Genomic DNA, 25,034 nt, shown 5'->3' with positions numbered 1-25,034 from the left:
ATATGAACCGACTATGGTTCAATGCTTATCGCGTATCGATTGGTCATCCCCCTGCGGGTCCTGCTGGTCATGGTGTTCCTGGGACTGCTGGTCGCCCAGGTCATGTCATTTCCCGGCGAGTTTCTCTTCACCACGTGAGGGGCCTGCATTCGACCCCTGGCGGTGGCCTATGCTGCTGTTCTGGGAGCTGGAGGCCCTGTGCCTGCAGGTGGTGATCGTGTGCGTCTGGCGGTTGCTGACCCTCGTCCAGCGCCACCGGATCTTCACCCCGGCCTCGCTGCGGTGGGTCGACGTGATCACGTGGACGTTCGTCCTGGCATGGCTGCTGCTGGCGGTCATGGCAGCCTCCCTCGTCGCGTACATCTACTTCACCCCTGAACTGCGCGATCCCGGGACCCCTTCGGTGTTGATCGGCATCACGCTGATCGGTGCGGTGTTGGTCCTCCTGATTGTGGTGATGCGGGATCTGCTGCGGAACTCGCCAAGCGCAAGATGAGCGTGGGGGAGTTCGCCGAGCGCGTCGGAATTTAGCACCTTGGACGCAATGTGCCGGGTCCTGGACTGCCAGGCGGGGGACCTCCTCGAGTGGGTCCCCGACCGCGCTTCCGCCGAAAGCACTGGCGCCGAAGGGGCGGAGAAGCCGTAAGGCAGTCGACGAACCACCGGCGCGCGTGCTGCGTTTGTGAAAAAATCAACCATGCGCCCCATGCAGCACTCCAGCAAACTCCAGAACGTGCGTTACGAACTCCGCGGACCCATCCTCCAGGCCGCCAAGAACATGGAGGCCGAGGGGCACCGGATCCTCAAGATGAACTTGGGGGACACCGCGCCGTTCGGGCTGGAAGCACCGGAGTCCGTGGTGGTGGACATGATCCACCACCTGCGCGGAGCGCAGGGCTACAGCGATTCGAAGGGCATCTTCACCGCCCGCACCGCCATCTCGCAGTACTACCAGACCCGCGGCCTGATGCAGATCGGCGTGGAGGACATCTTCATCGGCAACGGCGTCAGCGAACTCATCTCGATGTGCCTCCAGGCGTTCATGGAAAACGGCGACGAGATCCTGGTGCCGGCACCCGATTACCCGCTCTGGACGGCGGCCATCACCCTGACCGGCGGCAAGCCCGTGCACTACCTCTGCGACGAGGCGGAGAACTGGTGGCCGGACATGGCCGACGTGGAAGCGAAGATCACCAGCCGCACCAAGGGGATTGTGATCATCAACCCCAACAACCCCACCGGGGCCGTCTACCCGCGCCACATCCTGGAGCAGTTCGCGGAGCTGGCACGCAAGCACCACCTGGTGTTGTTCTCGGACGAGATCTACGAAAAGGTGCTGTACGAGGACGCCAAACACATACACACTGCCTCTGTGGCGGAGGATGTCTGCTGCCTTACATTCAGCGGGCTGTCCAAGGCCTACCGGATGCCGGGCTACCGGGCCGGCTGGGTGGCAGTCACCGGCCCGCTCACCGCCACCGCCGCGTACCGGGAGGGGCTGGAACTGCTTGCGTCCCTGCGCCTGTGCGCCAACGTCCCCGCCCAGCACGCCATCCAGACGTGCCTGGGCGGCTACCAGAGCATCGAGGCGCTGGTGAGTCCCGGCGGCAGGCTGCGGGAACAGCGGGACCTTGCCCACCAACTGCTGACGGCCATCCCCGGCGTAACGTGCGTGCCCGCGGCCGGAGCCATGTACCTGTTTCCACGGCTGGATCCCGAGCTCTACCCCATCAGCAGCGACGAGCAGTTTGTCCTTGACCTGCTGCAGGACCAGAAAATCCTCGTCTCGCACGGTTCGGCCTTCAACTGGCCGGCGCCGGACCACTTCCGGTTCGTCATCCTTCCCACCGCGCTGGACATCCGCGAGGCGGTGCGGAGGATCTCCACGTTCCTGGCGTCCTACCGCGCCAGCCTGGAGCTGCCCTAGGAAACAGCTCCGGCGCGAAGAACTAACCGGCACCTAACCGTGAGGAAACCCCGGCGCAACATTGCGTAGGCACACTTGATTCTGCAGGCAAGAGCCGGCACCAGCCCCAGCCAGGAGCCCCCCATGAAGCAGAAAGCGACACCTCATGTAACCAGAGTCCGCGCCCTGGACCAGCTCCACCGCGGCGACGAGATAGAAGCCCGCCTCTCCGTCGGGCCATCCTACGACGACGTGGTGATCCGCCGCGGCAGTGTCCAGGAGACAGCCCCGGGCATCGGCGTCGTGTGGATCCTGGACCGGCCCACCGGCCTGCGCAAGGCGATCAATACGGACGAATGCAGCGTCTGGCGGTTGGCCTGAACGCTGAGTTCCCCATGGCTGGAAGCGACTATGGCGGGTGTAGCCAGTAAGGGCTACCCGCCGTGCCGAAGCCTCGGCCCCTGCCGTTCAGGCTAACCTCCAGCCACGGACTGGATGACCAGCACCTCCTGGCCTGGGGCAACCTCGGTGTCCAGCCCCTGCAGCCGTCGCACTTCGTCCCCGTCCACGTAGACGTTCACGAAGCGTCGCAAAGCACCTGTCTCGTCACGGAGCCGCCGGGCGAGCACTGCGAAGTCCGAGGTCACTGAATCCAGCAGCTTTCCCACGGTTACCGGCCCCTCAGCGGGCGCAGTCAGGACGGACTGCCCGCCGGCCAGGGGTTGCAGGACATTGGGAAGCACCACCGTGATGTCAGGCATCTGTGACCACTGCTGCCCGCACGCAGAGCACATCCGGAAGGTGGGCGACCACCTCCTGGAAGGTCTCACCCTCATCCGCGCTTGCGTAGACAGTCCCGCCGCGCGTTCCGAAATACACTCCTGCCGGCTCGGCTGCGTCCACGGAGGCAGCATCGCGCAGCACGCTGTTGTACTCCCCGGTGGGCAGGCCGGAGTCCAGCCTCCTCCACGTTGACCCGGCGTCATCAGTGCGGTGGACGGCGAGCTCACCGCCCGGCGGGATACGTTCTCCGTCAGCCTTCAGCGGGACCACCCAGGCCGTACCCTCCCGGCGGGGGTGGGTCAGCATGACAAAGCCGAAGTCGGCCGGCAGGCCCTCGGCAATGGAGTTCCAGGTGTCCGCGTTGTCATCCGTGCGGTAGACCCCATGGTGGTTTTGGGCATAGAGGCGGCCTTCGACGGCGGCGTCCGCTGCAATTTTGTGCACGCACTGGCCGAACTCGGGGTTGGGGTCCGGCATGAAATACGCGGAAATGCCGCGGTTGCGCGGCTCCCAGGAGGTGCCGCCATCGAGGGACCGGTAAACGCCCCCGGTACTCATGGCCACGTGAACCGTGTCCCCCGCCGGATGGACCACAATCGAGTGGGCTGCTGCGCCGCCGTAGCCGGCGCCCCATTCACTGCGGTGCGGATGGTCCCAGAGCCCGCGGTTCAGCTCGAAGTGCTCACCGCCGTCGGTGGATTTCCAGACTGAAATGGGTTCCGCGCCCGCCCACACCACTCCGGGACGGGACTCCCCGTCCGGGTGAATCTGCCAGATTCGCTCCACAGCCGCTCCGGTGTCCTCCGGGAAACGGATGGCACCCTGCTCGGGCTCGGACCAGGTGGCGCCAAAATCATCGGTATGGGCAACGGTGGGCCCCCAATGCTCACTGCGGACCCCCACCATGATCCGGGTGCGGCCGTCCCTGGTGTCGATCCCGACGCTGGGGACCTCGCTCATGAGGAAGTGGGGGCCGCTGAAGGACCATTGGCGCCTGTCCGGGCTGGTGGCCAGCCACAGGCCTTTTTTCGTGCCGATCGCCAAGACAAAACTCTCTGCGGTTGCCATGCCCACCATGCAACCACCGGCCCGGGCGGCCCGCAACGGTTTTCTTCACCAATGTGGGGGAACGCCGGAGTGCGGGAACCAGGCCCGGAAGGTGCGTCAGTCGACGAACTCGGATTGGGTTTCGATGAAATCCCAGTCGGCGTCGGTAAGGATCCCTGTGGGCTTGTCCGGATGCGGTCCACCCGCTTCCGCAATTCCCTGGAGCACGAAAAGGGGCAGCTCCTCGGCACGGAGGTTCTCCCGCAGCCATTCCTTGCTGGCCAGGTCCAGGTCCAGCCACCACATGAAAATTTCCATGGCTTCCACGCACCTTTCGTTTGCTCCAACGTTAGGCCGGGGCGGGTCCGCGGACAAGGTACATCGCCTGCCCGCAAGTAGCCAGTGCAGGTGGTATCGCCACAATGTGGGTACCCGCAAGTAACCCGCCCAGCCAGGAGCGGGAAAAAACGAGTATCCCCTACTCAGGACCGCCCCCATCGCGCCTGCCTAGCCTAAAAACTCAAGCAAGCTGACCGTGCTGTTGGGGCAATCGGCGCAACCGCTGGCCCCTTCCCACCACGGCCCGCTGCACACAAGGAACTGGGGAGAAATCATGAAACGAACCTTCGCCACGCTGGGGGTGGTGGGGCTGGGGCTGATCGGCCTCACGGCACCTGCACTGGCAGCGTCTGAAACAGTCATTGTCTGCCACAGCGACGGAAGCAGCTGGAAGGCGATGGAATTCAACATCAACGGCTTGAACGGTCACGACCAGCACCCGCTGGACATCATTCCGCCGACATCGAAAACGCCGGGCAAGAACTGGACCGACGCGGGCAAGCTTCTCTACGTCGATAAATGCGCGCAGCTGCCGCCAGGCGAGACACTGCCGGAGGTGGACGTGCCGGTCGAGCAACCGCCCGTGGACCCGCCCGTGGATCCGCCGGTGGATCCGCCCGTCGAGGAGCCTCCGGCTGAGGAGGAACCCCCCGCAACCGTTGAAGTGCCGGAGGTGGACACACCTGCTGTCACCCCGGTGGTGGGGCAACCGGCAGAAGTTCCTGCCGCCGTCGTCCCGCCTGCCAAGCTTCCCGAAGCCGGCGCCCCCACAAGCAAGGCACCGGCCGCTGCTCCTGCACCACGGACTACCGCCAAGCAGCAGGCACCGGAACGTTCTTCCACTGCCCCGGCAGCCACAAGCCGGGGTACCAATCAGGGCTACAACGCGCAGACCGCCGTCGGTGGTTCTGAAAGCGCCCCGTCCTGGCTGGCGGGCCTCGGAGCACTTGCGGCTGCCGGAGCTGCAGTGGCAGTCCGCCGCAAGTCGCGCCCCTTCATGACCGCCGAATAACCCCGGTTGTCAGCAAAGCCCGGCTCGTGGCCCTTGCCTCCAAGGCACCGCGCAACCACAGCCCCTTGACAAGGAAGGCGTCCCGCCAGTGCCCGGCGGGGCGCCTTCCTTCCTTTGCACCGCAAACCTGGAAGGAGCACCATGGCCGAGTCACTCAGCCGGCACGCGGCAGAAGCTGAACATCCCCGACGGCGCTGGAACCGGGGAGACGTGGCCATCCTCCTCTGTGGCGTGCTGGCCTTCCTGTCCATCACCTTCGGGGCGCCCCTGTTCCACCAGCCGCAGTCGCCTGCTGGCCGGTCAGCGGTGGAATCAGCGCGCACCATCGAGCCCGCTGACCTTGCAGCTCCGTCAGCACAGCCCGTTTTGGCGAAAACGGACACGGCCCTGGCCGCTGCCGCAACTGCCGGCCCTCCTCCCGGTGCCCTGCCGGAGCCCGCCCTGCCCCAGGCGGCAGCACCGCTCCGGATCCGGTATCCGTCCGCCGACTTCCACGTTCCGGTCCACCCCCTGGAACTGGACAACACCGCACGGGCCAGCCAGACCATCGTGCCGCCTGCTACCAAGGACGGTTACTGGCTCACCGCCTTCGGCAGCCCCGGCGATGGCTCAGAGAACACCACCTACGTGATAGGCCACAGCTGGGACGGTGCTGAGGCGCCGTTCAACCACTTGAGCTCGGCGGCCGCAGTGGGAGAGCGCTTCGAGGTGGATACCGCGGCCGGCACCATCGAGTACCAGGTGGACAGCGTCACCACCTACCTGAAATCGAGCCTGAAGGAAAGCCCCATTTGGGAGATGCTGCCTAACCGGCTGGTCCTGATCAGCTGCTACACAGAGGACCCATGGGGAAAGAATGTGGTTGTCACCGCTTCACCCGCCGTTAGCTAGCGCCGCGGGACCTGTCTAATGGACTTCCCTGAAGAGGACAATGAGCTATGACGTCAAAAGGATTCAGTGGCACGCCCCCACTCCTGGTGGGCGTCACCCCCAGGCAGCACCCTGAGGTGCTGCAGACGGCAGCAACCCTTGCCGCACGGATGGGCGCCCCCTTGCTTTGCGCCTACGTCTACGAGGCCAGTTACCTCGTGGATTGGGATCCGGCCCGGTCGGCCCACCGGCTCTCCCTGCACCCGGATGATGACAAGGAAATCCGCGGGCTGACAGCGGAGCTCAGCGCAGTCATAGAAGCTGCGGTGGCGAAAGTGCCCGCAGGAACAGCGGGCGTGGAATGGACACTGCGGACGCTTGCGGGAGATCCGGCACGGGCCCTTGCGCAGCTCGCTGAGGAAACCAACGCGCCCATGATCATAGTGGGTACCAGCGAACGGGGGTTTTCGCACCGGCTGGCAGAGGTGCTGAACGGTTCATTGGCGGGATGGTTGACCCATCACCAGAGCCGTCCGGTCCTGGTGGTCCCTTACCGGAGGCCAGCCCATGAGGACCGGCCGTGATCCGCGCCGCCGGGCTGTCCAACCCCTGAATATGGCCATGGAAAGTAAAGCGAAAGTAGTTATTCCGCAGGGTGGCGGACGGCTTTGCCAGCCACTAAGCTGATTCAAGCAGGCCGGTTACAGCAGATGGAAGCCGGAACCTGCCCAAGAACTGCTCCGGAGTGCGTATCCCCCAATAACGCACTCCGGAGCTTTTTTGTGTCCTGGAACCACGCGGGGGGTGCACTGGATGCTGATACCCCCTAGGGGTCGTTGCGGTATACCCACGGGGGGTATATTCTCGATATATGAGTACGACAGAAGAAGAGGCTGTTCCCGCCCCGCACGGGGCGTCAAACCTGGCGCAGCACGGTTACGCCGGAAACAAGGAGGCCTACCTCCGCCGGCTCAAGCGCATCGAGGGCCAGGTCCGGGGCATCGCGCGCATGGTGGACGAGGACAAATACTGCATCGACATCCTCACGCAGGTATCCGCCGTCACCAAAGCCCTGCACGCGGTAAGCCTCGGCCTGGTGGAAGAGCACATCGGCCACTGCGTCGTGGGCGCCGCTTCTGAACCTGACCCTGCGGTCCGCGCCGAAACAATCGACGCGAAGGTCAAGGAAGCAGCCGATGCCATCGGCCGCCTGCTCCGCTGAACCGACCGTCCACCCACCATCAGCCGATTACCCCCCGCAAGCCAGCAAGGAGCAAGCCATGAGCACCACCTCCCCCACCACCACTACCGTCAGCGTTTCCGGGATGACCTGCGGACACTGCGTATCGGCCGTCACCGAAGAACTCGAGGCCCTGACGGGGGTCGAAGCAGTGGACGTGGACCTGAACGCCGGAGGCATCTCCACCGTGACCATCACTTCCAGCAAGGAACTGTCACCCTCGGAAATCGGCGAGGCCGTGGCCGAGGCCGGCTACCTGGTCGTCGCCAATCGGGCCTAGCACCGGCATTGTATTCGGGGAGCCCGATGAGCAAACAGGAACTTCTCCACGATCCCGGAATCCGGGTGGTGGAACTGGACATTGAAGGCATGACCTGCGCCTCCTGCGTCAACAGGGTGGAGAAAAAACTCGGCAAGATCGACGGCGTCCACGCTTCGGTAAACCTTCCGTTGGAGTCAGCCTCCGTAACAGTTCCCGCCGGCATCACAGACCAGCAGCTGGTGGATACCGTCAACGCTGCGGGCTACAAGGCTGCGGTCCGCACTCCGGAGCCGCCAGCCGGTGCCGGAGCCGCTGAAGATGCTGATGCCCATGGAGCAGCGCAGCTCCGCCCCCGGCTGATCCTGGCGGCACTACTGACCGTGCCCGTCTTCCTTATCTCCATGGTCCCCGCAGCACAGTTCCCGCACTGGGGCTGGGCGGCGGCACTGCTGGCACTGCCGGTGGTCACCTGGGCCGCCTGGCCGTTCCACCGCGCAGCCGCCATCAACGCCCGGCACCTGGCATCCACCATGGACACCCTGGTATCCATAGGCGTTGCTGCCGCGTACCTGTTCTCCGGCTGGCAGCTGCTCGCAGATCCCCGCATGACGGAGCACCCCGGCATGGAGGGTATGGAGACGGGCGGCCTTTACTTTGAGGTGGCCGCTGTCGTCACCACTTTCCTGCTCCTGGGCCGGTACCTGGAAGCCAACGCCAAGCAGAAAGCCGGCGACGCCCTGCAGGCCCTGCTCCACCTGGGCGCCAATGATGCCACCATTTTGCGGCACGGCAGCGAACAGCGGATCCCCGCCGGCCAACTCCAGGTGGGCGATGTCCTGGTGGTGCGCCCCGGGGAGAAGATCGCCACCGACGGCGTGGTGACGGACGGCAATTCCGCCGTGGACGCCTCCCTGGTAACCGGCGAATCTGTGCCGGTGGAAGTAGGCCCGGGCAGCCAAGTCACCGGCGCCACCATCAACACCTCGGGCCGCCTCCTGGTGCGTGCCACCCGGGTGGGTTCCGATACAACGCTGGCCCAGATCGCACGGCTGGTGTCCCAGGCCCAGACCGGCAAAGCACCCATCGCACGGCTGGCGGACCGCATCAGCGCCGTCTTCGTTCCGGTGGTCCTCGCCATCGCAGCGCTGACGTTCGTGCTGTGGCTTCTTTTCGCGGGACCGGACCTGGGCAGCGGTGACCTGCGCCCGGCATTCACGGCGGCCGTCGCCGTCCTGGTCATTGCCTGCCCCTGCGCGCTCGGACTCGCCACTCCGGTGGGCCTGCTGACGGGAACCGGACGCGGTGCCCAGCTGGGCATCCTCATCAAGGGACCGCAGGTCCTGGAGGACACCCGGACCGTTGACACCATCCTCCTGGACAAGACAGGTACGGTGACCACCGGCATCCTCGCGGTTGACGCTACAGCCGCCTTCAACGGGTTCCGGGAGCGGGAGGTGCTGCGGCTGGCAGGTGCCGTGGAAGCGGCGTCGGAGCATCCGGTGGCGCACGCCATTGCTGCTGCGGCAGCGGATAAAACGGACGACGACGGCCCGCTTCCGGCCGTACAGGGCTTCCGGTCAGCGCCGGGCGGCGGCGTCTCGGGGACCGTTGAGGGCAGGCACGTCACGGCAGGGCGCACGGGCTGGCTGCAGGAGAACGGCATCATCCTGACAAACGGGCAACAGCAGGAGCTCGCCTTGGCGGAAGCCACAGGAGCCACTGCCATCTGGGTTGCCGTGGACGGCGCCGTTGCCGGCATCATCAGCCTCCGCGACACCGTCAAGGAAGGTTCCGCCGCCGCCGTTGAACGCCTGAAGCGGCTGGGCCTGCGCCCCGTCCTGCTCACAGGCGACAACGCTGCCGTGGCAGCGCAGGTGGCGGCCGCCGTCGGCATTGCCAAGGATGACGTCTATGCCGGGGTCCTGCCGGAGGGGAAAGTCGAGGCTGTGCGAAGGCTGCAGGCAGGGGGAGCCATCGTGGCCATGGCGGGCGACGGCGTGAACGATGCTGCCGCCCTGGCGCAGGCGGATCTGGGAATTGCCATGGGTTCCGGTACGGACGTTGCCATCGAAGCGGCCGACCTGACCGTAATGGGCAACGACCTCGCCCAGGTGGCGCAGGCCATCGAACTGTCCCGCCGGACCTTGGCCACCATCAAAACAAACCTCTTCTGGGCGTTCTTCTACAACGCCGTGGGCATCCCGGTGGCCGCCCTCGGCCTGCTCAACCCGATGATCGCAGGCGCCGCCATGGCCGCCAGCTCGGTCCTCGTGGTTGCCAACTCGCTCAGGCTGCGGAGTTTCGGAAAGCAGCCCGCCGGCAGGTAGGCGGAGGCGTCAGGCTGCGCCGTACCGCATAGCTGCCCGCGCCTTGGCCTTGGCCGCCTCGGATTCCCGGTCCTTGGGCGGGGCCTGCGTGACCAGGGAGTCCAGGAGGTGCTGGGTGATGTGGGCGATCTCGTGGACTGCTTCATCAAAGGCTTCCTGGTTCGCCTTGGACGGCTTGGTGCTGCCGCTGATCTTGCGCACGTACTGCAGTGCGGCGGCGTGCACTTCCTCGGAGGTGGCGTGCGGTTCGAAGTTGTGGAGGGTTCGGATGTTCCGGCACATAGTGCAATGCTAGGCTCTGGACCGCCTGGGATCGACCCCCTCCTGCAGGTTGCAGCACTGGTCCGGCACCCTGTCCATGGGGGCGCCGTCCTTGGGGAGTTCGCCATGGGCAGTGGTGCCCATCGACGGTGTCCTTGAAGGCCGGGTAGGTTTAGGCAATGGATCTTCCGGATCAGCCGGGGACCGCTGGGGGCGCCGATCTGGTTCGGTTCCAATGACCACACAAGGAGAAACTGATGGCTATTTGGGGTGCAGACGTTCAGCAGCTTCGTCAGCTGGGCAGCAAGCTTCAGGCAGGTGCGTCCGAAATCGAGACGCAGAAGTCCACTCTCACCAAGGCCCTGAGCAGCACGAACTGGGAGGGGCCGGACGCAGACAAGTTCCGCAATGAGTGGTCCGGCACCCACACCGCCATGCTGACCAAAGTTGCAGAAGCACTGAAGGAAGCCGGCACGCAGGCGAGGAAGAACGCCGAGGAGCAGGACAACGCGTCCCGCTGACCTTACGGCTTGCACAGCCCTGGCAGTGCCCGTGCAGGGAAGGGGACCGGACACCCGCATGGTGTCCGGTCCCCTTCCCGATTAATTACTGCCCTCTTCCGCTGCTGCGGCACGAACGGCGGCCAGTCCCACTTAAGGTACGGGTTCGACGTCGTTCGCGTGCTCCAGCGGTGACGCCGCCGGAAGTGCCGCCGCCTTGCCTGCCCCCGGCGACTTGCCCGTGTCTGCAGCGGCCCCTTCTTCAGTCACGGCCGCCGGCCCCCGCAGTTCATCGAGGCGCACCAGGATTACTCCGCCTACAATCAGTACGCCGCCGAGGAGCTGGATGGCCCCCGGCAGCTCACCGAGCAGGAGCCAAGCCCAGATCACGGCGAACAGGACCTCGGTCAATGACACAAAGGATGCAACCTTGGAACCCAGCGCCCGGGCGGCCATTATCCCGGACACGTAGGCCAGTACCGTTGCCAGGACCACCAGCCCGGCCAGGGAAACCCACCATGGTGCAACCCAGGGACCCAGCCTGGTGTCCGCGGTGCTGAACGCCATTGGCAGCAGCCCCGTGGCTGCGGCAAGCCACATCACTGCGGCACCCACCAGCAGCCCGCCGGAGGCCAGCACGATGGGCGGCAGGGTGTCGTTCTCCTTGGCGGTTATGAAGAAATACATGGCGAGGCACACTGCGGCGGCAACGCCCCACAGGACCCCCACCAGATCCACAGTGACGGCGCCGGTGAGGTCCAGGACCAGGACCAGGCCGCCCAGCGAGAGCAGGGTTCCACCGAAGGTCAGCGCCCGGGGCCGTTTCCGGCTCGCGGCCCACAGCCACAGCACGATGATCACGGGGGCGAGGTACTCAAGCAGGAGCGCCACGCCAACGGAGAGCCTGGCCACGGCGTTGAAGTAGAACAACTGGCAGGCTGCCACCCCTATCAGGCCGAACAGCACGATGGTCATCCAGTTGTTCCGGAGCTGGTGCCAGCGTCCTTTCAGGGCGGGCAGCGCCGGCACGGCGAGGATCAGGGCGGCCCCGGTAAGCCGGGCAGTGACCGCCGCTCCCGGAGACCATCCTGTTTCGAGCAGCGACTTGGCGAACGATCCAGACAGGCCGAAGACGGCGGAGGAGAACAGGGCCACCCCCAGGCCGGAGGCGAGGAAGCTGCTCCTGCGCGCGGGCGCCTGGCTGGGCGTGCTGTTGGCGGCAGCGGACATTGATCGCCTCCTGTCAGGAGTAAAGTGGGATTATGATCATGACAGTACGCGACGGCACTGTAAGGAGTCAAGATGGTTTTTGCCCCTGACACCGAGGTGGCGCTGCGCACTGTGGTGAACCTGGTCAATTCAGCCGCGAACGGAAGCGAGGCGCTTGCCACTCCGGAAGACCTGGACCATTTCCTGGCGGCCGAAGGTTTCAGCGGTTCCCGCACCCGGGACGGGGAGGAGCTGGCAAGCGTGCGTCAGCTGCGCCAACAGCTCGCGGAACTATGGACGGCGGATGAAGATGCCGCCGTCCAAACGGTGAACCGCCTGCTGCGCGAGGCACGGGCGCTGCCGCAACTGGTCAAGCACGACCAGTGGGACTGGCACCTGCACGCCACCACACCGGAAGCTCCCCTGGTCCACAGGATGAGCACGGAAGCTGCGATGGCACTGGCCGACGTGATCCGCGGCAAGGAGATGGACCGGATGCGCACCTGTGAGGCTGAGGACTGCAACGCAGCGGTGCTTGACCTCAGCCGGAACCGGTCGAAGCGGTACTGCGACACCGGCAACTGCGCCAACCGGGCGCACGTCGCTGCGTACCGCGCACGCCAGGCGGCCGCCGGGTAGGGCCGGCAGGTCCGGCGCGTGATGCGGCGGGGCTAGTGACCGCTCCGGGCATCCGGACCGTCGGCCGGGGAAGGCGGGTCCTGATGGCCGGCGGGCCCGAACCCGTGGGTCGGTTTCCGCGCTGAACTGAGGTTCACGCCGGATCCTTTGCCCAGGTGTTCAGCGTTGTCCTTGTAGCTCATGGACAGCATCGCGGCAATCACGAGGGTGACGATGAACGCAATGCCGGCGGAGGTGAAAGCCAGGTCGAAACGGGGCGCACGTGCACTGCCCCCGGAAGCGAAGATCAGGACGGCCACAAAGGCGATCACGGCAAAGAACGCGGAGAACATCAGCGGGCCCTTCACCGAGGTCCGCAGATCGCGCGGTTTTCCTGGATGCTGGTCTGCCACGGTAATTCCTCCCTGCAGGCGGCACGGGGCCGTCCTGGTTTACGTGTTGCGGTGTTTGCCCGGCCAATTTTCTACAAGGAGTAGAACCGCGCTCTCCTAGTTTACGGCTTCTGCGCGGTCCTTGGGGCATCGTGCCGCAGCGTCAGGCCCGAGAGGACCCACAGGACACCCGTGATAATTGCTCCTCCGCCGACCACTCCCAGCAGGGCGTGCGCCCCCAGATGGATGAAAAACGGCAGGATGGCAGCAGTGCCAAGGCCTATGGCTCCGGAGGTAATCCAATCCCGGGCCAGCACATGCCGGCCGCGCTGCGTCAGTCCACAGAAAAGCTCCAGCGCCCCCGCAACACCCAGGCCCACAGCCGCGACCACGCCGAACAGCAGGTCCCCGTGCAGCAGCACCGCAGACAGCCCAGCCCCGGCAAGCACCGCGCCCGCAGCGGACAGCATCTTGCCCGGCGCGGCGTCCCGCTGGAATCCAGTTGCCGGAATGCCCCGGAGCAGGAGCACGCCGGTGGCCAGCAGGTAGAGCCCGCCGGCCCAGCCCATGACCTCCACCGATGGAGCAGCCCAGAAGATGGTTACGGCGCCGAACAGCAGGGCTGCCACGGCGCGCAGCAGGACCGGCTTCCAGAGGTCAGGCCGGGGGCCGGAATCGAAAGCAGTTCCTGCTGGTGTCCTTGGTTGCGTCACCAATCCAGTTTAGTGGCGGCGTGTGCCTGGCAGAACTTGGTTCCTGCCCCCGCTGTTCCTGCCCAGCCCCCGCCGGGTCGTGGCGCACGGTGCTGCGGGGGTCCCGCCCGGCTGGCCCTACGCAGAGCCCAGCACCATCCAACGGTCGGATCGGGCACGGAGGCCAAGGGTCACGGCGCGGGCGGCCATGTAGCCAAGGGCAAAGACCGCCCACAGCCAGCCGAGCCCGGGCCCGCCCGAGGCATTCGAGAGTGCCACGGCTGCCAGCAACGGCACATAGGCTGCGAGGTTGATCACCCCGGCCAGGGCAAGGTACTTTGCGTCCCCCGCGCCAATCAAAACGCCGTCCAGCACGAAGACAAAGCCGGCGATGGGCTGGCCTGCGGCGAGGATCCACAGGGCAAGGGCCAGGACCCGCTGCACCTCGGGATCGGAGGTGAAGAGCGCACCGGCCCACGGGGCGGCCAGCGCCAGGAGGGCACCCGTGACTGCACCGAAGCCCACTCCCCACCGGATCATGGTCCGGGTCAGGACCTTGGCCTTGACTGGGTTGGAAGCCCCCAACTCCTTGCCGATCAGCGCCTGGGCCGCGATGGCCAAGGCGTCCAGGGCGAAGGCCAGGAAGGAAAAAATCGTCATCGCCAGCTGGTGGGCGGCAAGGTTGACGGCCCCCTGCGCGGTGGCCACCAGCACTGTGGCCAGGATGGCAATCCGGAGGCTGAGGGTGCGCAGCATCAGCCATGACCCCACCCGCGCCATGCTGCGCATGCCCCGCACGCTGGGAAGCAAGCCCACGCCGTACCCGGCAGCGTTGCGCCTCACAATGATTAGGTAGACGCCGGCCATCACCCACTGGGCCACACTGGTACCCACCGCCGAACCTGTGACAGACCACCCGAGACCGTAGACCAGCCACAGATTCAGGACGATATTAAGACCAAAGCCGGCTGTGGCCACCACCAGCGGAGTGCGGGCGTCCTGGAGCCCGCGAAGGAGCCCGGTGCCGGCGAAAATGAGGAGGATGGCCACCAGCCCGGGCGTGGACCAGCGGAGATAGTCGACGGCAAAGGTCCGCACTTCGCCCTCCGCTCCCAGGAGACCGATCAGGGGCTCGGCTGCCACGAAGCCGGCCGCCGCCAGAACCAGGCCGAGCAGCAGGGCCAGCCACACGCCGTCGCGCCCTGCCGCGAGCGCCTTGCCCAGCTGGCCGTCACCGACGGCGCGGGCAACGGCAGGTGTTGTGGAGTAGGCCAGGAAGACCATCAGGCCGACGGCGGTGTGCAGCACGGCGGACGCCAGCCCGACGCCGGCCAGTTGCGCAACGCCAAGGTGGCCCACTATGGCCGAGTCAGCCAGGAGGAACAGCGGTTCAGCCACCAGCGCACCAAAGGCAGGGATGGCCAGCCGGAGGATTTCGCGGCCATGTCCCTTGGCGGGCGCAGCAGCAGCGGGGACAGGCAAGTGGGGCACGATGCCCAGCCTAGCCGCCCTCTTGCCGGCAGCCGCCTGCGCATGACAAGGGACACATTGTGACGCTGATAGTTGACTCTTCAACTATTTATCCGCGAGACTTGAACGATGAACCAATCACGACTTACCACCACCGCCATCACCGTCCTACGGATCGTCCTGGGCTTCCTCTTCGCAGCCCACGGCTGGCAGAAGTTCAACGAATGGACCATCGCGGGCACCCAGGCGTCGTTCGCCAAGATGGGTGTGCCGGCAGCAGAAATAGCGGCACCTGCGGTTGCCGTGCTGGAACTGGCCGGGGGCATCGCCCTGATCCTGGGGATCCTGACCCGGGTGGTCGCCGCCCTCCTGGCCGTGGACATGCTGGGAGCCCTGCTCCTGGTGCACGCCTCCGCCGGCGTCTTCGCCGCCAATGGCGGCTACGAGCTGGTGCTGCTTCTCGCCGCTGCGGCCTTCGCCCTGGCCCTTACCGGCGCCGGCCGCCTGTCCGTGGACCGCGCCCTTTTTGGCCGCCGCAACTCCAAGCTGGCGGCGCTGGCCTAGCCAATTACTGCTCGACGGCGGCCTGGCGTCTCGGTGCCCGGCCGCCGTCGCTGTTTAACCGGCACCGAAGGTGCGAGCACCGGCCCGGGCTGCCGTCGTTGGTTTCGCCAGCTCGCCGGAACGTCGTCCAGGCGCCGTCCCGCTAGGGTCTCCCGGACGAGTTCCAGTCATTCGGGCGAAGTTCGGGAAAGTTGGGAAAACGCTTGCCAACCGGGCGGCGCTGCTGATAAACCATCTCTAGTGCAGTGCGAGCTGCATCACCGCATCCAGGTCTCAGGTTCACACGGGTCTCTCCCGGGAATGCCACACCAACGCGCACGCAGGGGAAGCGAGCGCCTTTGTTGAAACGTTCCAAGCCATGGCCGGGCTGCCTTGCCACCGCTCATCGAAGGAGATGTCCGTGACCAGACCACCGCAAGCTATCCCTGTTCAACCGGAGGGCCAGCCACCCCGGCGGAGCTTCGTCCACTCCGGAGCCAAAGCCGCCACCGCCGTGGCCGCCTCCGCTGCCATCGCACTGGCCGGGCTGCCCCCGGTCCACGCCGACACGGCACTGCCGCCGGTGGGAAGTGGTTTCAAGTTCGACTTTGGTCCGGGCGCCACAGCGGACGGGTACACCGCGGTAAGCGCCGGCACGCAGTATTCCCCGACTGGAAAATTCGGCTTCACGGATACCGCTGTCACCTCCGGCGTTGACCGGGGCACCGGAGACTCCCTTCGCTCCGACTTTGTCCAGGCCCAGGGCAGCACCTTCCTGGTGGACCTGCCGAACGGCGACTACACGGTCAAGCTGATCGCCGGTGACGCCACGGAAGCCACCAACATTGCCATCACCGCGGAGAAGATGGCCAAGGTCCAGCTCACGGACCGGCCTGCGGGGCAGTACCTGGAAATGGAGTTCCCCATCTCCCTTGTGGACGGCCAGCTCAATCTGGATTTCACCGGGACGGCCGCAAAGATCAACTCGCTGGTGATCGCTGCAAGGGCTCCCCGGGCTGCCACTACGGACCCCGGCGTCTACCTCGCGGGTGACTCCACCGTGCAGACCTACGACCCCGGATTTGCACCCCAGGCCGGCTGGGGCCAGATGATCGACCGCTACTTCGAGGGCAGCGTCTCCTTCAAGAACCACGCCATCGGAGGCCGCAGCTCCAAAAACTTCATCACCCAGGGACGGCTGGATGAAATTCTGCGGGTTATTAACCCCGGCGACTACCTGATGGTCCAGTTCGGCCACAACGACGCGACCGTCGGTGTGGACGACCGCTACGCCTCCCCCGCGGACTACAAGGAGTACCTTCGGACGTATGTCCACGGCGCCCGCCAGCGCAGCGCCGTCCCGATCCTGGTGACCCCCGTGGGGCGCCGTGACTTCGACGAGGCCACCGGCAAGTTCCGCGTCAGCTTCCCTGAGTACGTGGCAAAGATGCAGGAACTGGCGGCCGAAGAGAACGTGGCCCTGGTGGACCTCTCGGCGTCAAGCCGGGCCTACTACGACCAGATCGGCCCGGAGGATACCAAGTCTGTCTTCCTCCACGTCGATGCAGGCGTCTACCCCAACCGTCCTGCGGGCACCGTCGATAACACCCACTTCCAGGAATACGGCGCAATCCAGATTGCCCGCCTCGTTGCCAGCGGAGTGAAGCAGCTCAGCGTTCCGCTGGCATCGCGCGTCAAGGAAATCGCGCCGCCGCCGTCCGTTCCTGCGAAGCCCCAGAACCTGGTGGCCGGTAGCGTCTCCAACGCGGGCGCCCTGCTCAAGTGGCAGCCTGTTGAAGGCGCCGACATTTACAAGGTGTACCGGAAGCTGGCTGCGGAACCGGACAGCGCCTACAAACTCACCACTACCGCCACCGTGCCAACCACCAACCTCAGCGGACTCGCCGAAGGCACTGCTTACCACGTCCGGGTGGCTGCCATGAACGGCAAGGGCCTCTCGGAACCCAGCGACACTCTCACGGTGACCACGAAACAGGCCAAGTACAAGTTTGACTTCGGGCCGGTGGGAGCGCCGCTGGAGGCCGGCTACACCGAGGTCAACCGGACCATGCCCTACACTCCTGAACGCGGCTTCGGCTTCAAGGACGTCTCGGTGCTCAGCGACCGGGACCGCGGGGCCGTAACCAGTAACCTGCTGCGCGACTTTGTCCTCAGCGGCTCCAGCTTCGAATTCCAGCTCGACGTGCCCAACGGCACCTACGCCCTGAAGACCTACCACAGCGACTGGATCGGCTCCACCCGGACGGACGTAGCCGCAGAGGGTACGCCCTACGGCCAGGTGACCTCGAGCAGGGCATCCTCGGCCACCAAGATCATCAACCAGGTCCTGGTCTCTGACGGACAGCTGAACCTGGCCATCAGCGGCTCCGGCCAGCGCCTCAACGGCCTGGAGGTTACCCCGCTGCTGGTCGGCCCCACCAACCTGCACACCGTCTCTGTGGATGCAGGAGCCGAACCTCCCACGGTGGACCTCGCCTGGGACCCCGTGACCGACGCCGCCGGCTACAAGGTGTTCCGCCAAGCTTCCTACGAGGCTGAGCCGCAGCTGATCGGGGAAAACGTCACGGCTCCGTCCTTCCGGGATGCCACCGCGTACGCAGGCCTGAAATACAAGTACTTCGTCACCGCCCTGGACAACACCGGGCTTGAATCAGTTCCCTCCAACACTGTGGAAACAGCCCTGGTTGACCCGGACACTCCGGTCCCGGCAGCCACAGGCAAGGTGGACGTCAAGGCTGTGGAAAAGACTAGCGTCACCCTCAAGTGGCAGAAGGTGGCCGGCGCCGCCGCGTACCACGTCTATCGCTCCACCTCTCCTGATGGACCCTTCGACTTTGTGGGCCGCGCCGCCGAGGTGAACTACACGGACTACACCGTTCTGACCACTATCAAGTACTACTACCGGGTCACCACGGTAAACAAGGGCGGCGAGTCCGCACCTTCCCCGGTTGTGGGAACCGAAAAAGTCAATGTGGTGAACCGGCAGATGGAGCGGCTGGACCGCGCTCCTGTTGCCCTGCTCACTGACGGCGGAGTCCGCGTGAGCTGGCGGATGCTGGGCCTTGACCCCGAACAGATCGGCTTCCACGTGATCCGCGACGGCGTCCAGCTCACCGAGGAGCCGATCCGCAGCAGCACCACGTTCCTGGATCCCGCAGGAACACAGTCCTCGAAGTACGTCATCAAGACCGTGGGCAACGGCGGCGAACACTCCACCTCCGAGTTCACGCCGATGGCGCAGGATTACCTGTCCATCAAGCTGGACAAGCCCGCGGACGACTACACGAAGGACGGGCAGCCGTACAGCTACTCTGCAGGCGACTCCAGCGTTGCCGACCTCGACGGCGACGGCAGCTATGAGATCCTTCAGCTGTGGTCCCCGTCCAATTCCAAGGACAACTCCCAGGCCGGCTACACGGGAACGGTCTATGTCGATGCCTACAAGATGGACGGCACCAAACTCTGGCGCATCAACATGGGCCCGAACATCCGGGCCGGTGCCCACTACACGCAACTGCTTGCCTACGACTTCGACGGTGACGGCAAGGCTGAGGTGGCTCTGAAGACGGCGGACGGCACCCGGGACGGTGCGGGAACGGTAATCGGGAACGCCGGTGCCGACCACCGCAACAGCAGCGGGTACGTGCTGACGGGCCCCGAGTACCTGACGGTCTTCCACGGGGCCACCGGCACCGTCATGGACACGGTGGCCTATGACCCGCCCCGCGGCGATGTCGGGGCCTGGGGCGATACGTACGGCAACCGTGTGGACCGCTTCCTGGGGGCCGTTGCTTACCTCGACGGCGAACGGCCCTCCATGATGTTCAGCCGCGGCTATTACACCCGGACCGTGCTGGCCACGTACGACCTGGCGGGCGGCAAGATCACCAAGCGCTGGATCTTCGATTCCGATGCTGCCGGCCCGCAGTACCGCGGCCAGGGCAACCACAACCTGTCAGTAGCGGATGTGGACGCCGACGGCAAGGACGAGTTCGTCTTCGGCTCCATGACCATCGATGACAATGGCAAACCGCTGTACAACACCGGCCTTGGCCACGGTGACGCCATCCACACGAGCGACCTGGATCCTTCCCGCCCAGGGTTGGAGACCTTCGCCGCGCACGAGGATATGGGGTCGAGCGGCAACAGGGGCGCAACTTTCCGCGACTCACGGACCGGTGAAGTGATCTGGAGCATCCCGGCCGCCAAAGACACGGGGCGCGCAGCTGCCGGCGACATCGACCCCCGCCACGCGGGCGCCGAAGGTTGGGCCATCGGCGGCGACGCCGCCTGGAACTCCACGGTTGGTCAAGTTCGTTCAGCCAAGGGCGAGCTGATCGCCAACACCATCCCGGCAGCCAACTTCCTCGCCTGGTGGGACGGCGACCTGCTGCGGGAAATCGTGGACCACGACTGGAACCCTGCCACGAACTCCGGCACACCCAGTATCGGCAAGTGGAACTGGAACACCGGATCCACCGATCGCCTGTTGACCGCCACGGGTGCCAAGTCCAACAACAGCACCAAGGGGACCCCGGCCATCCAGGCGGACCTCCTGGGTGACTGGCGCGAGGAGATCGCATGGCCCTCGGCCGACAGCACCGAGCTGCGGATCTACACCACCACTGCCGGCACCGAGGTCCGGCTGCGGACATTGATGCATGATCCGGTGTACCGCCTCTCCGTTGCACGCGAGAACATCTCGTACAACCAGCCGCCGCACCCCGGCTTCTATATCGGGGAAGGAATGGAGCTGCCGGGCCAGCCGGACATCGTTTACAGCACCGCCGGCTAACACCGCTGATGGTTCCACTGCCCCGTCCGCCGCCCGGCGGGCGGGGCAGTGGCGTTGGCAGGAACGTGCCGGCCTTGCTTGACTCCAACCCGCCGGTAACACTGCGCCTCAGTATGATCGCAGCATGACCGAGACCCATGCCACCAATTCCGTGACCCTTCGCTTCCTGGCCGCCCCCACGGACGTGGGCCACAGCGGCTCCGTGGATGCCGGAACGGTGCTGGAGTGGGTGGACAAGGCGGCGTATGCGGCAGCAGTTGGCTGGGCGAAGTCATACTGCGTCACCGCCTACGTGGGGAACATCCATTTTGCTGATCCCGTCAACAGCGGCGACATGGTGGAGGTTGAGGCCACCATCGTCTACACCGGACGCTCCTCGATGCATATCCGGACCGTGGTTTCCTCGGGGGATCCCAAGGGCGGCCCCGCAACCATGCGGAGCCAGTGCATGGTCATTTTCGTGGCGGTGGGCGAGGACGGGAAGCCGATCCCGGTCAAGCAGTTCGAGCCGGTAAGCGCCGGGGAAATCGAACAACGGGACCATGCCCTGGCCCGGATCAAGGTCCGCGAGCAGATTGTGGAAGCCATGAACCGGCAGGAATATACCGACGCCGGCACGGCCGAGCGGGTGGTTTTGCGCTTCATGGCCGCGCCCACTGACGTGAACTGGGGCGGTAAAGTGCACGGCGGAATCGTAATGAAGTGGATCGATGAGGCCGCCTACGTGTGCGCCACCCGCTACTGCGGGATGGATACCGTGGCAGTGTTCTCCGGCGGAGTCCGGTTCTACCGGCCGCTGCTGATCGGCCACGTGGTTGAGGTGGAGGCACGTTTGGTCTACACGGGCAGCAAGGGCATGCACATTGCCGTGCACGTCCGCTCGGGGGACCCCAAGAGCCGCGAGCTGAACCTCACCACCTACTGCCTGACGGTCATGGTGGCGCGCGACGACGAGGGCAACTCCGTGCCTGTCCCCGCCTGGGTGCCGGTCAGCGAGGAGGACAAGCAGCTGCACGCCCATGCCAGGGAGCTGCTGGAGATCCGGGGGACTGCCCCGGGCAACCGCCTGCCCAACCATCTGCTGGAACAGGTTTCGGACCCAGCCCCCGCTGCCGGCTGAAGCTCGCCACCTGGCCCCGGCATGGACGGCCTGGCTAGAAGCCGCCCCCGCCGGCGTCAGCCGCCATGTTGGCAAACCGGGAGTAGTGGCCCTGGAAGGCCACCACGATGTCCTTGGTGGGGCCGTTACGGTGCTTGGCCACGAGGATGTCGGCTTCACCGGCCCGCGGTGACTCCTTGTCGTACACGTCCTCGCGGTGGAGCAGGATGACCATGTCAGCGTCCTGCTCGATGGAACCGGATTCACGAAGGTCCGAGACCATGGGCCGCTTGTCCTGGCGCTGTTCCGAGCCGCGGTTCAGCTGTGACAGCGCAATGACCGGCACCTGCAGCTCCTTTGCCAACAGTTTCAGCGCACGCGAAAACTCGGAGACTTCCTGCTGGCGCGACTCCACCTTCTTACCGGAGCTCATCAGCTGAAGATAGTCGAGGATGACGAGCTTGAGGTCATGCTGCTGCTTCAGGCGGCGGCACTTGGCGCGGATTTCCATCAACGACATGTTGGGGCTGTCGTCGATGAACAGTGGGGCATCGTTCATCCGGCCCATGGTGGTGGCAATCTTGGACCACTGCTCGTCCTTGATGGTTCCCTTGCGCAGGTCCTGCAGGCCGATGGTCGCCTCTGCGGAAAGAAGGCGCATGGCGATTTCATTGCGGCCCATTTCCAGCGAGAACATCACCGTGGACAGGTTGTTCTTGATGGCGGCGGAGCGGGCAAAGTCCAGGGCGAACGTGGATTTACCCACAGCGGGGCGGGCAGCAATGACAATCATCTGGCCCGGGTGAAGCCCGTGCGTCAGCTCGTCAAGCTCATAAAAACCTGTGGGAACGCCGGTCATGCCCTCACCCCGGTGGCCGGACGCCTCGATCTCGTCCACCGTGGACTCCATGACGTCCTTGAGGACCACGTAATCCTCGGCGGTCCGCCGCTCGGCCACCGCGTAGACCTCAGCCTGGGCCTGGTTCACCAGGTCCTCCACCTCGCCGTCCGAGCCGTATCCCAGCTGGACGATCTTGGTGCCGGCATTGACCAGGCGGCGCAGGACGGCGCGCTCGGCCACGATCTCGGCGTAGTACCCGGCGTTGGCCGCTGTGGGGACGGTCTGGATCAGCTCGTGCAGGTAGGCCGGCCCGCCAATCCTGTTGATCTCGGCGCGTTTCGTCAGTTCATCGGAGACTGTAACGGCGTCAGCGGGCTCACCCCGGCCATAGAGGTCGATGATGGCTTCGTAAATCGTCTCGTGGGCGGGACGGTAGAAGTCCTGGCCGCGGAGGATCTCAACAACGTCCGCGATTGCGTCCTTTGACAGCATCATGCCGCCCAGGACGGACTGCTCCGCGGCGATGTCCTGCGGCGGCTTCCGGCTCGCATCCGATCCTCGGGTTGCCTCGACCGGGTCCAGATGCGCGATTGACAAAGCTGCCGTCCTCCCTGTGATCCGGGACCCGCCCGGTACTTAACCATCCTGCTGTGGCGTTGCCCGCAAGCCGTGCCCCGCTGCCTCTTCAGGTGTACCAGCGGGCTCAGACACTGCAGGGCGCCGGCCGTGCCTGGCTGGAACACCGAGAGTTATCCCCACCATCCACAGCTTTTCCACAGCAGGCCTTTGTTCGGGTTCCCGCAGTTCCGTGGGAGTGCCGTTTCAGCACCGGTCCGGGATCTTGGGAACCCTGAATAACAGGCACCCCGCTACGCTAGCCCCCCTCGCTCCAGCCACCAAGCCAGCATGCCGGCCCGCCTGTGGACAACCTGTGCAGTAGGCGGCATAGCTTGTGCACAGCCTGTGGGAAAGGCTGTGGAAAGAAAAAAAGTTTGTCTGGCTCTAGTCGTCTGACCTGCGGAAACACTGACCCAAGCATGTGGAGTAAATATTTCTTCCACAGAATTTCATCCACAGGCCATGGGGGCGCCAAGGTCACGTGGTGCCGTCCCAAGGAGCCGTGACCCAGCTCATTCACAGGTGGGCCACCACCGGAATATGCCGGCAGCGGACCGCACTGCCCGCGAACCCCGCCCCTATGCCGAGGCATGCATATTGCTGTGGATAAACGGGATCTGGCATAAGCTCTATATATGGGCGAACTGCTGCTGGTGCTGCTGCCGGCAATCGTTTTGGTGGCGCTCATCTGGGGGCTGGCCACCGCCCTCAGCCCGCGCAGTTCAGGCGTGTCCGATGCCGAAAAATACCAGCGTGACCTGGCCGACCGCTCGGCCCGGCATTACGCCGCCCAGGTCCAGGCCGCTATGGCTGCACGGACCCGGCTGGAGGCCAAGACGCGGCCAAGCCAAAACGTCCAGGCGATGCAATCAGACCTGGCTACGGCCAGGAAGTACAGAGAACGGCCTTAAAAATGGAATCGCTTGTGGTCCCTGTCCTCATCCTGCTGGCCGTGGCTGCTGGAGTCATCGTCGCGGCACGGGCGGTGGCCCGGCGACAGGCAACTGCCGACTCGGTGCCTCCAACACCGGCCGCTAACCAGGCCGACCTCGCCCGCGCGGCGGCCGCGAAGCTCTCGGAAGAGGAACACCGCCGTCTCTATGCACTCATCGCGCAAGGCCAGGCCATGGCGGCCATCAAGCTGTACTACGAAGTCACCGGCGACGGGCTGCGCGCCTCACGCGACGCCGTCGGAGCCCTGGCAGCACACCCCCAGCCCTATCGGGGCCCGGAGGCTCCTCCCGCAGAAGCCGATGACGAAGACGATGTCCCCCAGCGGTTCCCGTACCGCTACCGCGCCATCGCCAGCAAAGGTGATGTGACCCGTGAGGTCAGCAGCAACATGCTGAACGACGAAATCTACGGCCGGATCCGCACCCTGGCGCGCAACGGGGACAGGGAGGCTGCCGCCACTGCGCTCACCCGGCACTCTGATATTTCCATGAAGCAGGCCAGGGAATTCATCGAGCTGCTGGACGACTAGGTCTGAAACCGTCAGCCGTTCCCGGAAATCCCGGCCAGCAGCTGCTCGAACGGCAGGGATTCCATGGGGGCGGGCTTGCGGCCCGGCTGAGGGCCCTCGAGGAGGCGGCTGAACTCTCCGGCAGCCCGGTCAATCCGCTCTGCAAGCGACGAATCGCCGTCGTCCGTGGTCCCCCAGTCCTGGGGCCCGGCAAAGACGGCCGTGGCAGTCATCCTGGTGCGGAGGTAGCTGAACAGCGGGCGCATGGCGTAGTCCAAAACCATTTGGTGCCGGTCCGTGCCGCCGGTGGCGCCCAGCAGGACGGCCTTCCCCTCCAGCGACTTGGGATCAAGGACGTCGATGAACGACTTGAACAGCCCGCTGTAGGATGCGCTGAAGACCGGCGAGACCGCGATGATGCCGTCCGAGGCCTCCAGGCTGGCAATCACCTCGGCCAGGCGGGGTGCAGCGTAGCCGGTCACGAAATTGTTCGCAATGTCCACGGCCAGGTCACGAAGTTCCACCACATCCACGCTCACGCTGAAGCCGGCGTCGCGCAGCTGCCGCTCGGCCGAGGCAGCCAGCTGGTCAGCCAGCAGGCGGCTCGAGGACGGTACGCCGAGTCCGGCGGATAGGACGGTGATGCGGCGGGCTTCCATGACATTCTCCTGTGGCTCGTTCAATCTCATGCTACATGCATATGCATGTATTAGCTGAACTGTTGGGA

Annotated in this window: 27 protein-coding genes; 17 read left to right on the top strand and 10 right to left on the bottom strand. The window is 65.5% G+C overall.

Features of this window, described 5'->3' with window-relative positions; translation table 11 throughout:
* Positions 1-169 precede the first annotated feature (169 nt).
* From FDW84_RS12855 to FDW84_RS12840, 4 genes are all read left to right on the top strand, one after another.
* Positions 170-496, top strand: a complete 327-nt coding sequence (locus FDW84_RS12855; RefSeq protein ID WP_240721504.1) for a DUF2975 domain-containing protein — start codon at positions 170-172, stop codon at positions 494-496.
* 48 nt (positions 497-544) lie between these two features.
* Positions 545-646: a helix-turn-helix domain-containing protein gene (locus FDW84_RS20060; protein ID WP_371419170.1), complete on the top strand. Its 102-nt coding sequence runs from the start codon at positions 545-547 to the stop codon at positions 644-646.
* Between the two features lie 51 nt (positions 647-697).
* Positions 698-1,927: a pyridoxal phosphate-dependent aminotransferase gene (locus tag FDW84_RS12845; protein WP_138609928.1), complete on the top strand. Its 1,230-nt coding sequence runs from the start codon at positions 698-700 to the stop codon at positions 1,925-1,927.
* Between the two features lie 123 nt (positions 1,928-2,050).
* Positions 2,051-2,287, top strand: a complete 237-nt coding sequence (locus tag FDW84_RS12840; protein WP_138609927.1) for a hypothetical protein — start codon at positions 2,051-2,053, stop codon at positions 2,285-2,287.
* Between the two features lie 92 nt (positions 2,288-2,379).
* Here FDW84_RS12840 and FDW84_RS12835 read toward each other — a convergent pair whose 3' ends face one another.
* From FDW84_RS12835 to FDW84_RS12825, 3 genes are all read right to left on the bottom strand, one after another.
* Positions 2,380-2,667, bottom strand: coding sequence for a MoaD/ThiS family protein (locus FDW84_RS12835; protein WP_138609926.1), 288 nt, complete (start codon positions 2,665-2,667; stop codon positions 2,380-2,382).
* Positions 2,660-3,766 carry a WD40/YVTN/BNR-like repeat-containing protein gene (locus tag FDW84_RS12830; protein WP_138609925.1) on the bottom strand — a complete coding sequence of 369 codons (1,107 nt, stop codon included), beginning with the start codon at positions 3,764-3,766 and terminating at the stop codon, positions 2,660-2,662. Before FDW84_RS12830 ends, FDW84_RS12835 begins: the two co-directional genes overlap by 8 nt.
* An 87-nt stretch (positions 3,767-3,853) precedes the next feature.
* Positions 3,854-4,054 carry a hypothetical protein gene (locus FDW84_RS12825; RefSeq protein ID WP_138609924.1) on the bottom strand — a complete coding sequence of 67 codons (201 nt, stop codon included), beginning with the start codon at positions 4,052-4,054 and terminating at the stop codon, positions 3,854-3,856.
* A gap of 295 nt (positions 4,055-4,349) precedes the next feature.
* Here FDW84_RS12825 and FDW84_RS12820 point away from each other — a divergent pair, with 295 nt between their 5' ends.
* The 6 genes from FDW84_RS12820 to FDW84_RS12795 all read left to right on the top strand — a co-directional run bounded on the left by FDW84_RS12820 (position 4,350) and on the right by FDW84_RS12795 (position 9,786).
* On the top strand, positions 4,350-5,087 hold the full coding sequence (locus tag FDW84_RS12820) for a hypothetical protein (protein WP_240721503.1): 738 nt from the start codon (positions 4,350-4,352) through the stop codon (positions 5,085-5,087).
* A 141-nt stretch (positions 5,088-5,228) separates the two neighbouring features.
* A complete protein-coding gene (locus FDW84_RS12815) occupies positions 5,229-5,978 on the top strand; it encodes a class F sortase (protein ID WP_138609923.1) in 750 nt (249 codons plus the stop codon).
* Between the two features lie 47 nt (positions 5,979-6,025).
* The gene (locus FDW84_RS12810; RefSeq protein WP_138609922.1) at positions 6,026-6,541 is read left to right on the top strand and encodes a universal stress protein; all 516 of its coding nucleotides are present in this window, start codon (positions 6,026-6,028) and stop codon (positions 6,539-6,541) included.
* A 287-nt stretch (positions 6,542-6,828) separates the two neighbouring features.
* Positions 6,829-7,179 (top strand): metal-sensitive transcriptional regulator, encoded by a 351-nt coding sequence (locus FDW84_RS12805; protein ID WP_138609921.1) that lies wholly within the window; start codon positions 6,829-6,831, stop codon positions 7,177-7,179.
* A 58-nt stretch (positions 7,180-7,237) separates the two neighbouring features.
* On the top strand, positions 7,238-7,477 hold the full coding sequence (locus tag FDW84_RS12800) for a heavy-metal-associated domain-containing protein (RefSeq protein WP_138609920.1): 240 nt from the start codon (positions 7,238-7,240) through the stop codon (positions 7,475-7,477).
* Between the two features lie 26 nt (positions 7,478-7,503).
* Positions 7,504-9,786 (top strand): heavy metal translocating P-type ATPase, encoded by a 2,283-nt coding sequence (locus FDW84_RS12795; RefSeq protein ID WP_138609919.1) that lies wholly within the window; start codon positions 7,504-7,506, stop codon positions 9,784-9,786.
* Positions 9,787-9,795: 9 nt separating this feature from the next.
* Here the strand turns inward: FDW84_RS12795 and FDW84_RS12790 are convergent, their stop codons facing one another.
* Positions 9,796-10,068 carry a DUF2277 domain-containing protein gene (locus FDW84_RS12790; protein WP_138609918.1) on the bottom strand — a complete coding sequence of 91 codons (273 nt, stop codon included), beginning with the start codon at positions 10,066-10,068 and terminating at the stop codon, positions 9,796-9,798.
* Between the two features lie 236 nt (positions 10,069-10,304).
* Between FDW84_RS12790 and FDW84_RS12785 the strand changes: the two genes are divergently transcribed.
* Positions 10,305-10,568, top strand: a complete 264-nt coding sequence (locus FDW84_RS12785; RefSeq protein ID WP_138609917.1) for a WXG100 family type VII secretion target — start codon at positions 10,305-10,307, stop codon at positions 10,566-10,568.
* Positions 10,569-10,700: 132 nt separating this feature from the next.
* Here the strand turns inward: FDW84_RS12785 and FDW84_RS12780 are convergent, their stop codons facing one another.
* Complete coding sequence (locus FDW84_RS12780) at positions 10,701-11,777, bottom strand: EamA family transporter (RefSeq protein WP_138609916.1); 1,077 nt, start codon at positions 11,775-11,777, stop codon at positions 10,701-10,703.
* Positions 11,778-11,849: 72 nt separating this feature from the next.
* Here FDW84_RS12780 and FDW84_RS12775 point away from each other — a divergent pair, with 72 nt between their 5' ends.
* On the top strand, positions 11,850-12,395 hold the full coding sequence (locus FDW84_RS12775; RefSeq protein WP_138609915.1) for a CGNR zinc finger domain-containing protein: 546 nt from the start codon (positions 11,850-11,852) through the stop codon (positions 12,393-12,395).
* A gap of 32 nt (positions 12,396-12,427) precedes the next feature.
* Here FDW84_RS12775 and FDW84_RS12770 read toward each other — a convergent pair whose 3' ends face one another.
* The 3 genes from FDW84_RS12770 to FDW84_RS12760 form a co-directional block, all read right to left on the bottom strand.
* Entirely contained in the window at positions 12,428-12,787 is a 360-nt protein-coding gene (locus tag FDW84_RS12770) for a hypothetical protein (protein ID WP_138609914.1), read from the bottom strand.
* 101 nt (positions 12,788-12,888) lie between these two features.
* Positions 12,889-13,479 (bottom strand): hypothetical protein, encoded by a 591-nt coding sequence (locus FDW84_RS12765; RefSeq protein ID WP_138609913.1) that lies wholly within the window; start codon positions 13,477-13,479, stop codon positions 12,889-12,891.
* Positions 13,480-13,596: 117 nt separating this feature from the next.
* Positions 13,597-14,949 carry an MATE family efflux transporter gene (locus FDW84_RS12760; RefSeq protein WP_371419168.1) on the bottom strand — a complete coding sequence of 451 codons (1,353 nt, stop codon included), beginning with the start codon at positions 14,947-14,949 and terminating at the stop codon, positions 13,597-13,599.
* A gap of 108 nt (positions 14,950-15,057) precedes the next feature.
* Between FDW84_RS12760 and FDW84_RS12755 the strand changes: the two genes are divergently transcribed.
* The 3 genes from FDW84_RS12755 (at position 15,058) to FDW84_RS12745 (ending at position 21,407) form a co-directional block, all read left to right on the top strand.
* Positions 15,058-15,492: a DoxX family protein gene (locus tag FDW84_RS12755; protein WP_138609912.1), complete on the top strand. Its 435-nt coding sequence runs from the start codon at positions 15,058-15,060 to the stop codon at positions 15,490-15,492.
* A 400-nt stretch (positions 15,493-15,892) separates the two neighbouring features.
* A complete protein-coding gene (locus FDW84_RS19935; RefSeq protein ID WP_305775691.1) occupies positions 15,893-20,287 on the top strand; it encodes a rhamnogalacturonan lyase family protein in 4,395 nt (1,464 codons plus the stop codon).
* A gap of 124 nt (positions 20,288-20,411) precedes the next feature.
* Positions 20,412-21,407, top strand: a complete 996-nt coding sequence (locus FDW84_RS12745) for an acyl-CoA thioesterase (protein ID WP_138609911.1) — start codon at positions 20,412-20,414, stop codon at positions 21,405-21,407.
* A 34-nt stretch (positions 21,408-21,441) separates the two neighbouring features.
* Here the strand turns inward: FDW84_RS12745 and dnaB are convergent, their stop codons facing one another.
* A complete protein-coding gene (dnaB, locus tag FDW84_RS12740) occupies positions 21,442-22,824 on the bottom strand; it encodes a replicative DNA helicase (RefSeq protein ID WP_138133581.1) in 1,383 nt (460 codons plus the stop codon).
* Positions 22,825-23,480: 656 nt separating this feature from the next.
* Here dnaB and FDW84_RS12735 point away from each other — a divergent pair.
* Positions 23,481-23,756, top strand: coding sequence for a hypothetical protein (locus FDW84_RS12735; protein WP_138609910.1), 276 nt, complete (start codon positions 23,481-23,483; stop codon positions 23,754-23,756).
* 2 nt (positions 23,757-23,758) lie between these two features.
* Positions 23,759-24,328, top strand: a complete 570-nt coding sequence (locus FDW84_RS12730) for a hypothetical protein (RefSeq protein WP_138609909.1) — start codon at positions 23,759-23,761, stop codon at positions 24,326-24,328.
* A gap of 11 nt (positions 24,329-24,339) precedes the next feature.
* Here FDW84_RS12730 and FDW84_RS12725 read toward each other — a convergent pair whose 3' ends face one another.
* A complete protein-coding gene (locus FDW84_RS12725; RefSeq protein WP_138610027.1) occupies positions 24,340-24,966 on the bottom strand; it encodes an FMN reductase in 627 nt (208 codons plus the stop codon).
* Positions 24,967-25,034: the final 68 nt, after the last annotated feature.

The organism is Pseudarthrobacter sp. NamE5, assembly GCF_005796225.1.
Classification (GTDB): Bacteria; Actinomycetota; Actinomycetes; order Actinomycetales; family Micrococcaceae; genus Arthrobacter.
The sequence above is the reverse complement of the archived record's forward strand: the minus strand, read 5'-3'. Positions and strand labels throughout refer to the sequence as shown.

Excerpts from the sequence above, each read along its gene's own strand:
- FDW84_RS12825 (WP_138609924.1), bottom strand. The coding sequence starts at position 4,054 with ATGGAAATTTTCATGTGGTGGCTGGACCTGGACCTGGCCAGCAAGGAA.
- FDW84_RS12805 (WP_138609921.1), top strand. The coding sequence starts at position 6,829 with ATGAGTACGACAGAAGAAGAGGCTGTTCCCGCCCCGCACGGGGCGTCA.
- FDW84_RS12725 (WP_138610027.1), bottom strand. The coding sequence starts at position 24,966 with ATGGAAGCCCGCCGCATCACCGTCCTATCCGCCGGACTCGGCGTACCG.
- FDW84_RS12730 (WP_138609909.1), top strand. The coding sequence starts at position 23,759 with ATGGAATCGCTTGTGGTCCCTGTCCTCATCCTGCTGGCCGTGGCTGCT.
- FDW84_RS12830 (WP_138609925.1), bottom strand. The coding sequence starts at position 3,766 with ATGGTGGGCATGGCAACCGCAGAGAGTTTTGTCTTGGCGATCGGCACG.
- FDW84_RS12790 (WP_138609918.1), bottom strand. The coding sequence starts at position 10,068 with ATGTGCCGGAACATCCGAACCCTCCACAACTTCGAACCGCACGCCACC.
- FDW84_RS12780 (WP_138609916.1), bottom strand. The coding sequence starts at position 11,777 with ATGTCCGCTGCCGCCAACAGCACGCCCAGCCAGGCGCCCGCGCGCAGG.
- FDW84_RS12855 (WP_240721504.1), top strand. The coding sequence starts at position 170 with ATGCTGCTGTTCTGGGAGCTGGAGGCCCTGTGCCTGCAGGTGGTGATC.
- FDW84_RS12745 (WP_138609911.1), top strand. The coding sequence starts at position 20,412 with ATGACCGAGACCCATGCCACCAATTCCGTGACCCTTCGCTTCCTGGCC.
- FDW84_RS12755 (WP_138609912.1), top strand. The coding sequence starts at position 15,058 with ATGAACCAATCACGACTTACCACCACCGCCATCACCGTCCTACGGATC.
- FDW84_RS20060 (WP_371419170.1), top strand. The coding sequence starts at position 545 with ATGTGCCGGGTCCTGGACTGCCAGGCGGGGGACCTCCTCGAGTGGGTC.
- FDW84_RS12735 (WP_138609910.1), top strand. The coding sequence starts at position 23,481 with ATGGGCGAACTGCTGCTGGTGCTGCTGCCGGCAATCGTTTTGGTGGCG.
- FDW84_RS12795 (WP_138609919.1), top strand. The coding sequence starts at position 7,504 with ATGAGCAAACAGGAACTTCTCCACGATCCCGGAATCCGGGTGGTGGAA.
- FDW84_RS12810 (WP_138609922.1), top strand. The coding sequence starts at position 6,026 with ATGACGTCAAAAGGATTCAGTGGCACGCCCCCACTCCTGGTGGGCGTC.
- FDW84_RS12835 (WP_138609926.1), bottom strand. The coding sequence starts at position 2,667 with ATGCCTGACATCACGGTGGTGCTTCCCAATGTCCTGCAACCCCTGGCC.
- FDW84_RS12775 (WP_138609915.1), top strand. The coding sequence starts at position 11,850 with ATGGTTTTTGCCCCTGACACCGAGGTGGCGCTGCGCACTGTGGTGAAC.
- FDW84_RS12845 (WP_138609928.1), top strand. The coding sequence starts at position 698 with ATGCGCCCCATGCAGCACTCCAGCAAACTCCAGAACGTGCGTTACGAA.
- FDW84_RS12820 (WP_240721503.1), top strand. The coding sequence starts at position 4,350 with ATGAAACGAACCTTCGCCACGCTGGGGGTGGTGGGGCTGGGGCTGATC.
- FDW84_RS12815 (WP_138609923.1), top strand. The coding sequence starts at position 5,229 with ATGGCCGAGTCACTCAGCCGGCACGCGGCAGAAGCTGAACATCCCCGA.
- FDW84_RS12840 (WP_138609927.1), top strand. The coding sequence starts at position 2,051 with ATGAAGCAGAAAGCGACACCTCATGTAACCAGAGTCCGCGCCCTGGAC.
- FDW84_RS12785 (WP_138609917.1), top strand. The coding sequence starts at position 10,305 with ATGGCTATTTGGGGTGCAGACGTTCAGCAGCTTCGTCAGCTGGGCAGC.
- FDW84_RS12800 (WP_138609920.1), top strand. The coding sequence starts at position 7,238 with ATGAGCACCACCTCCCCCACCACCACTACCGTCAGCGTTTCCGGGATG.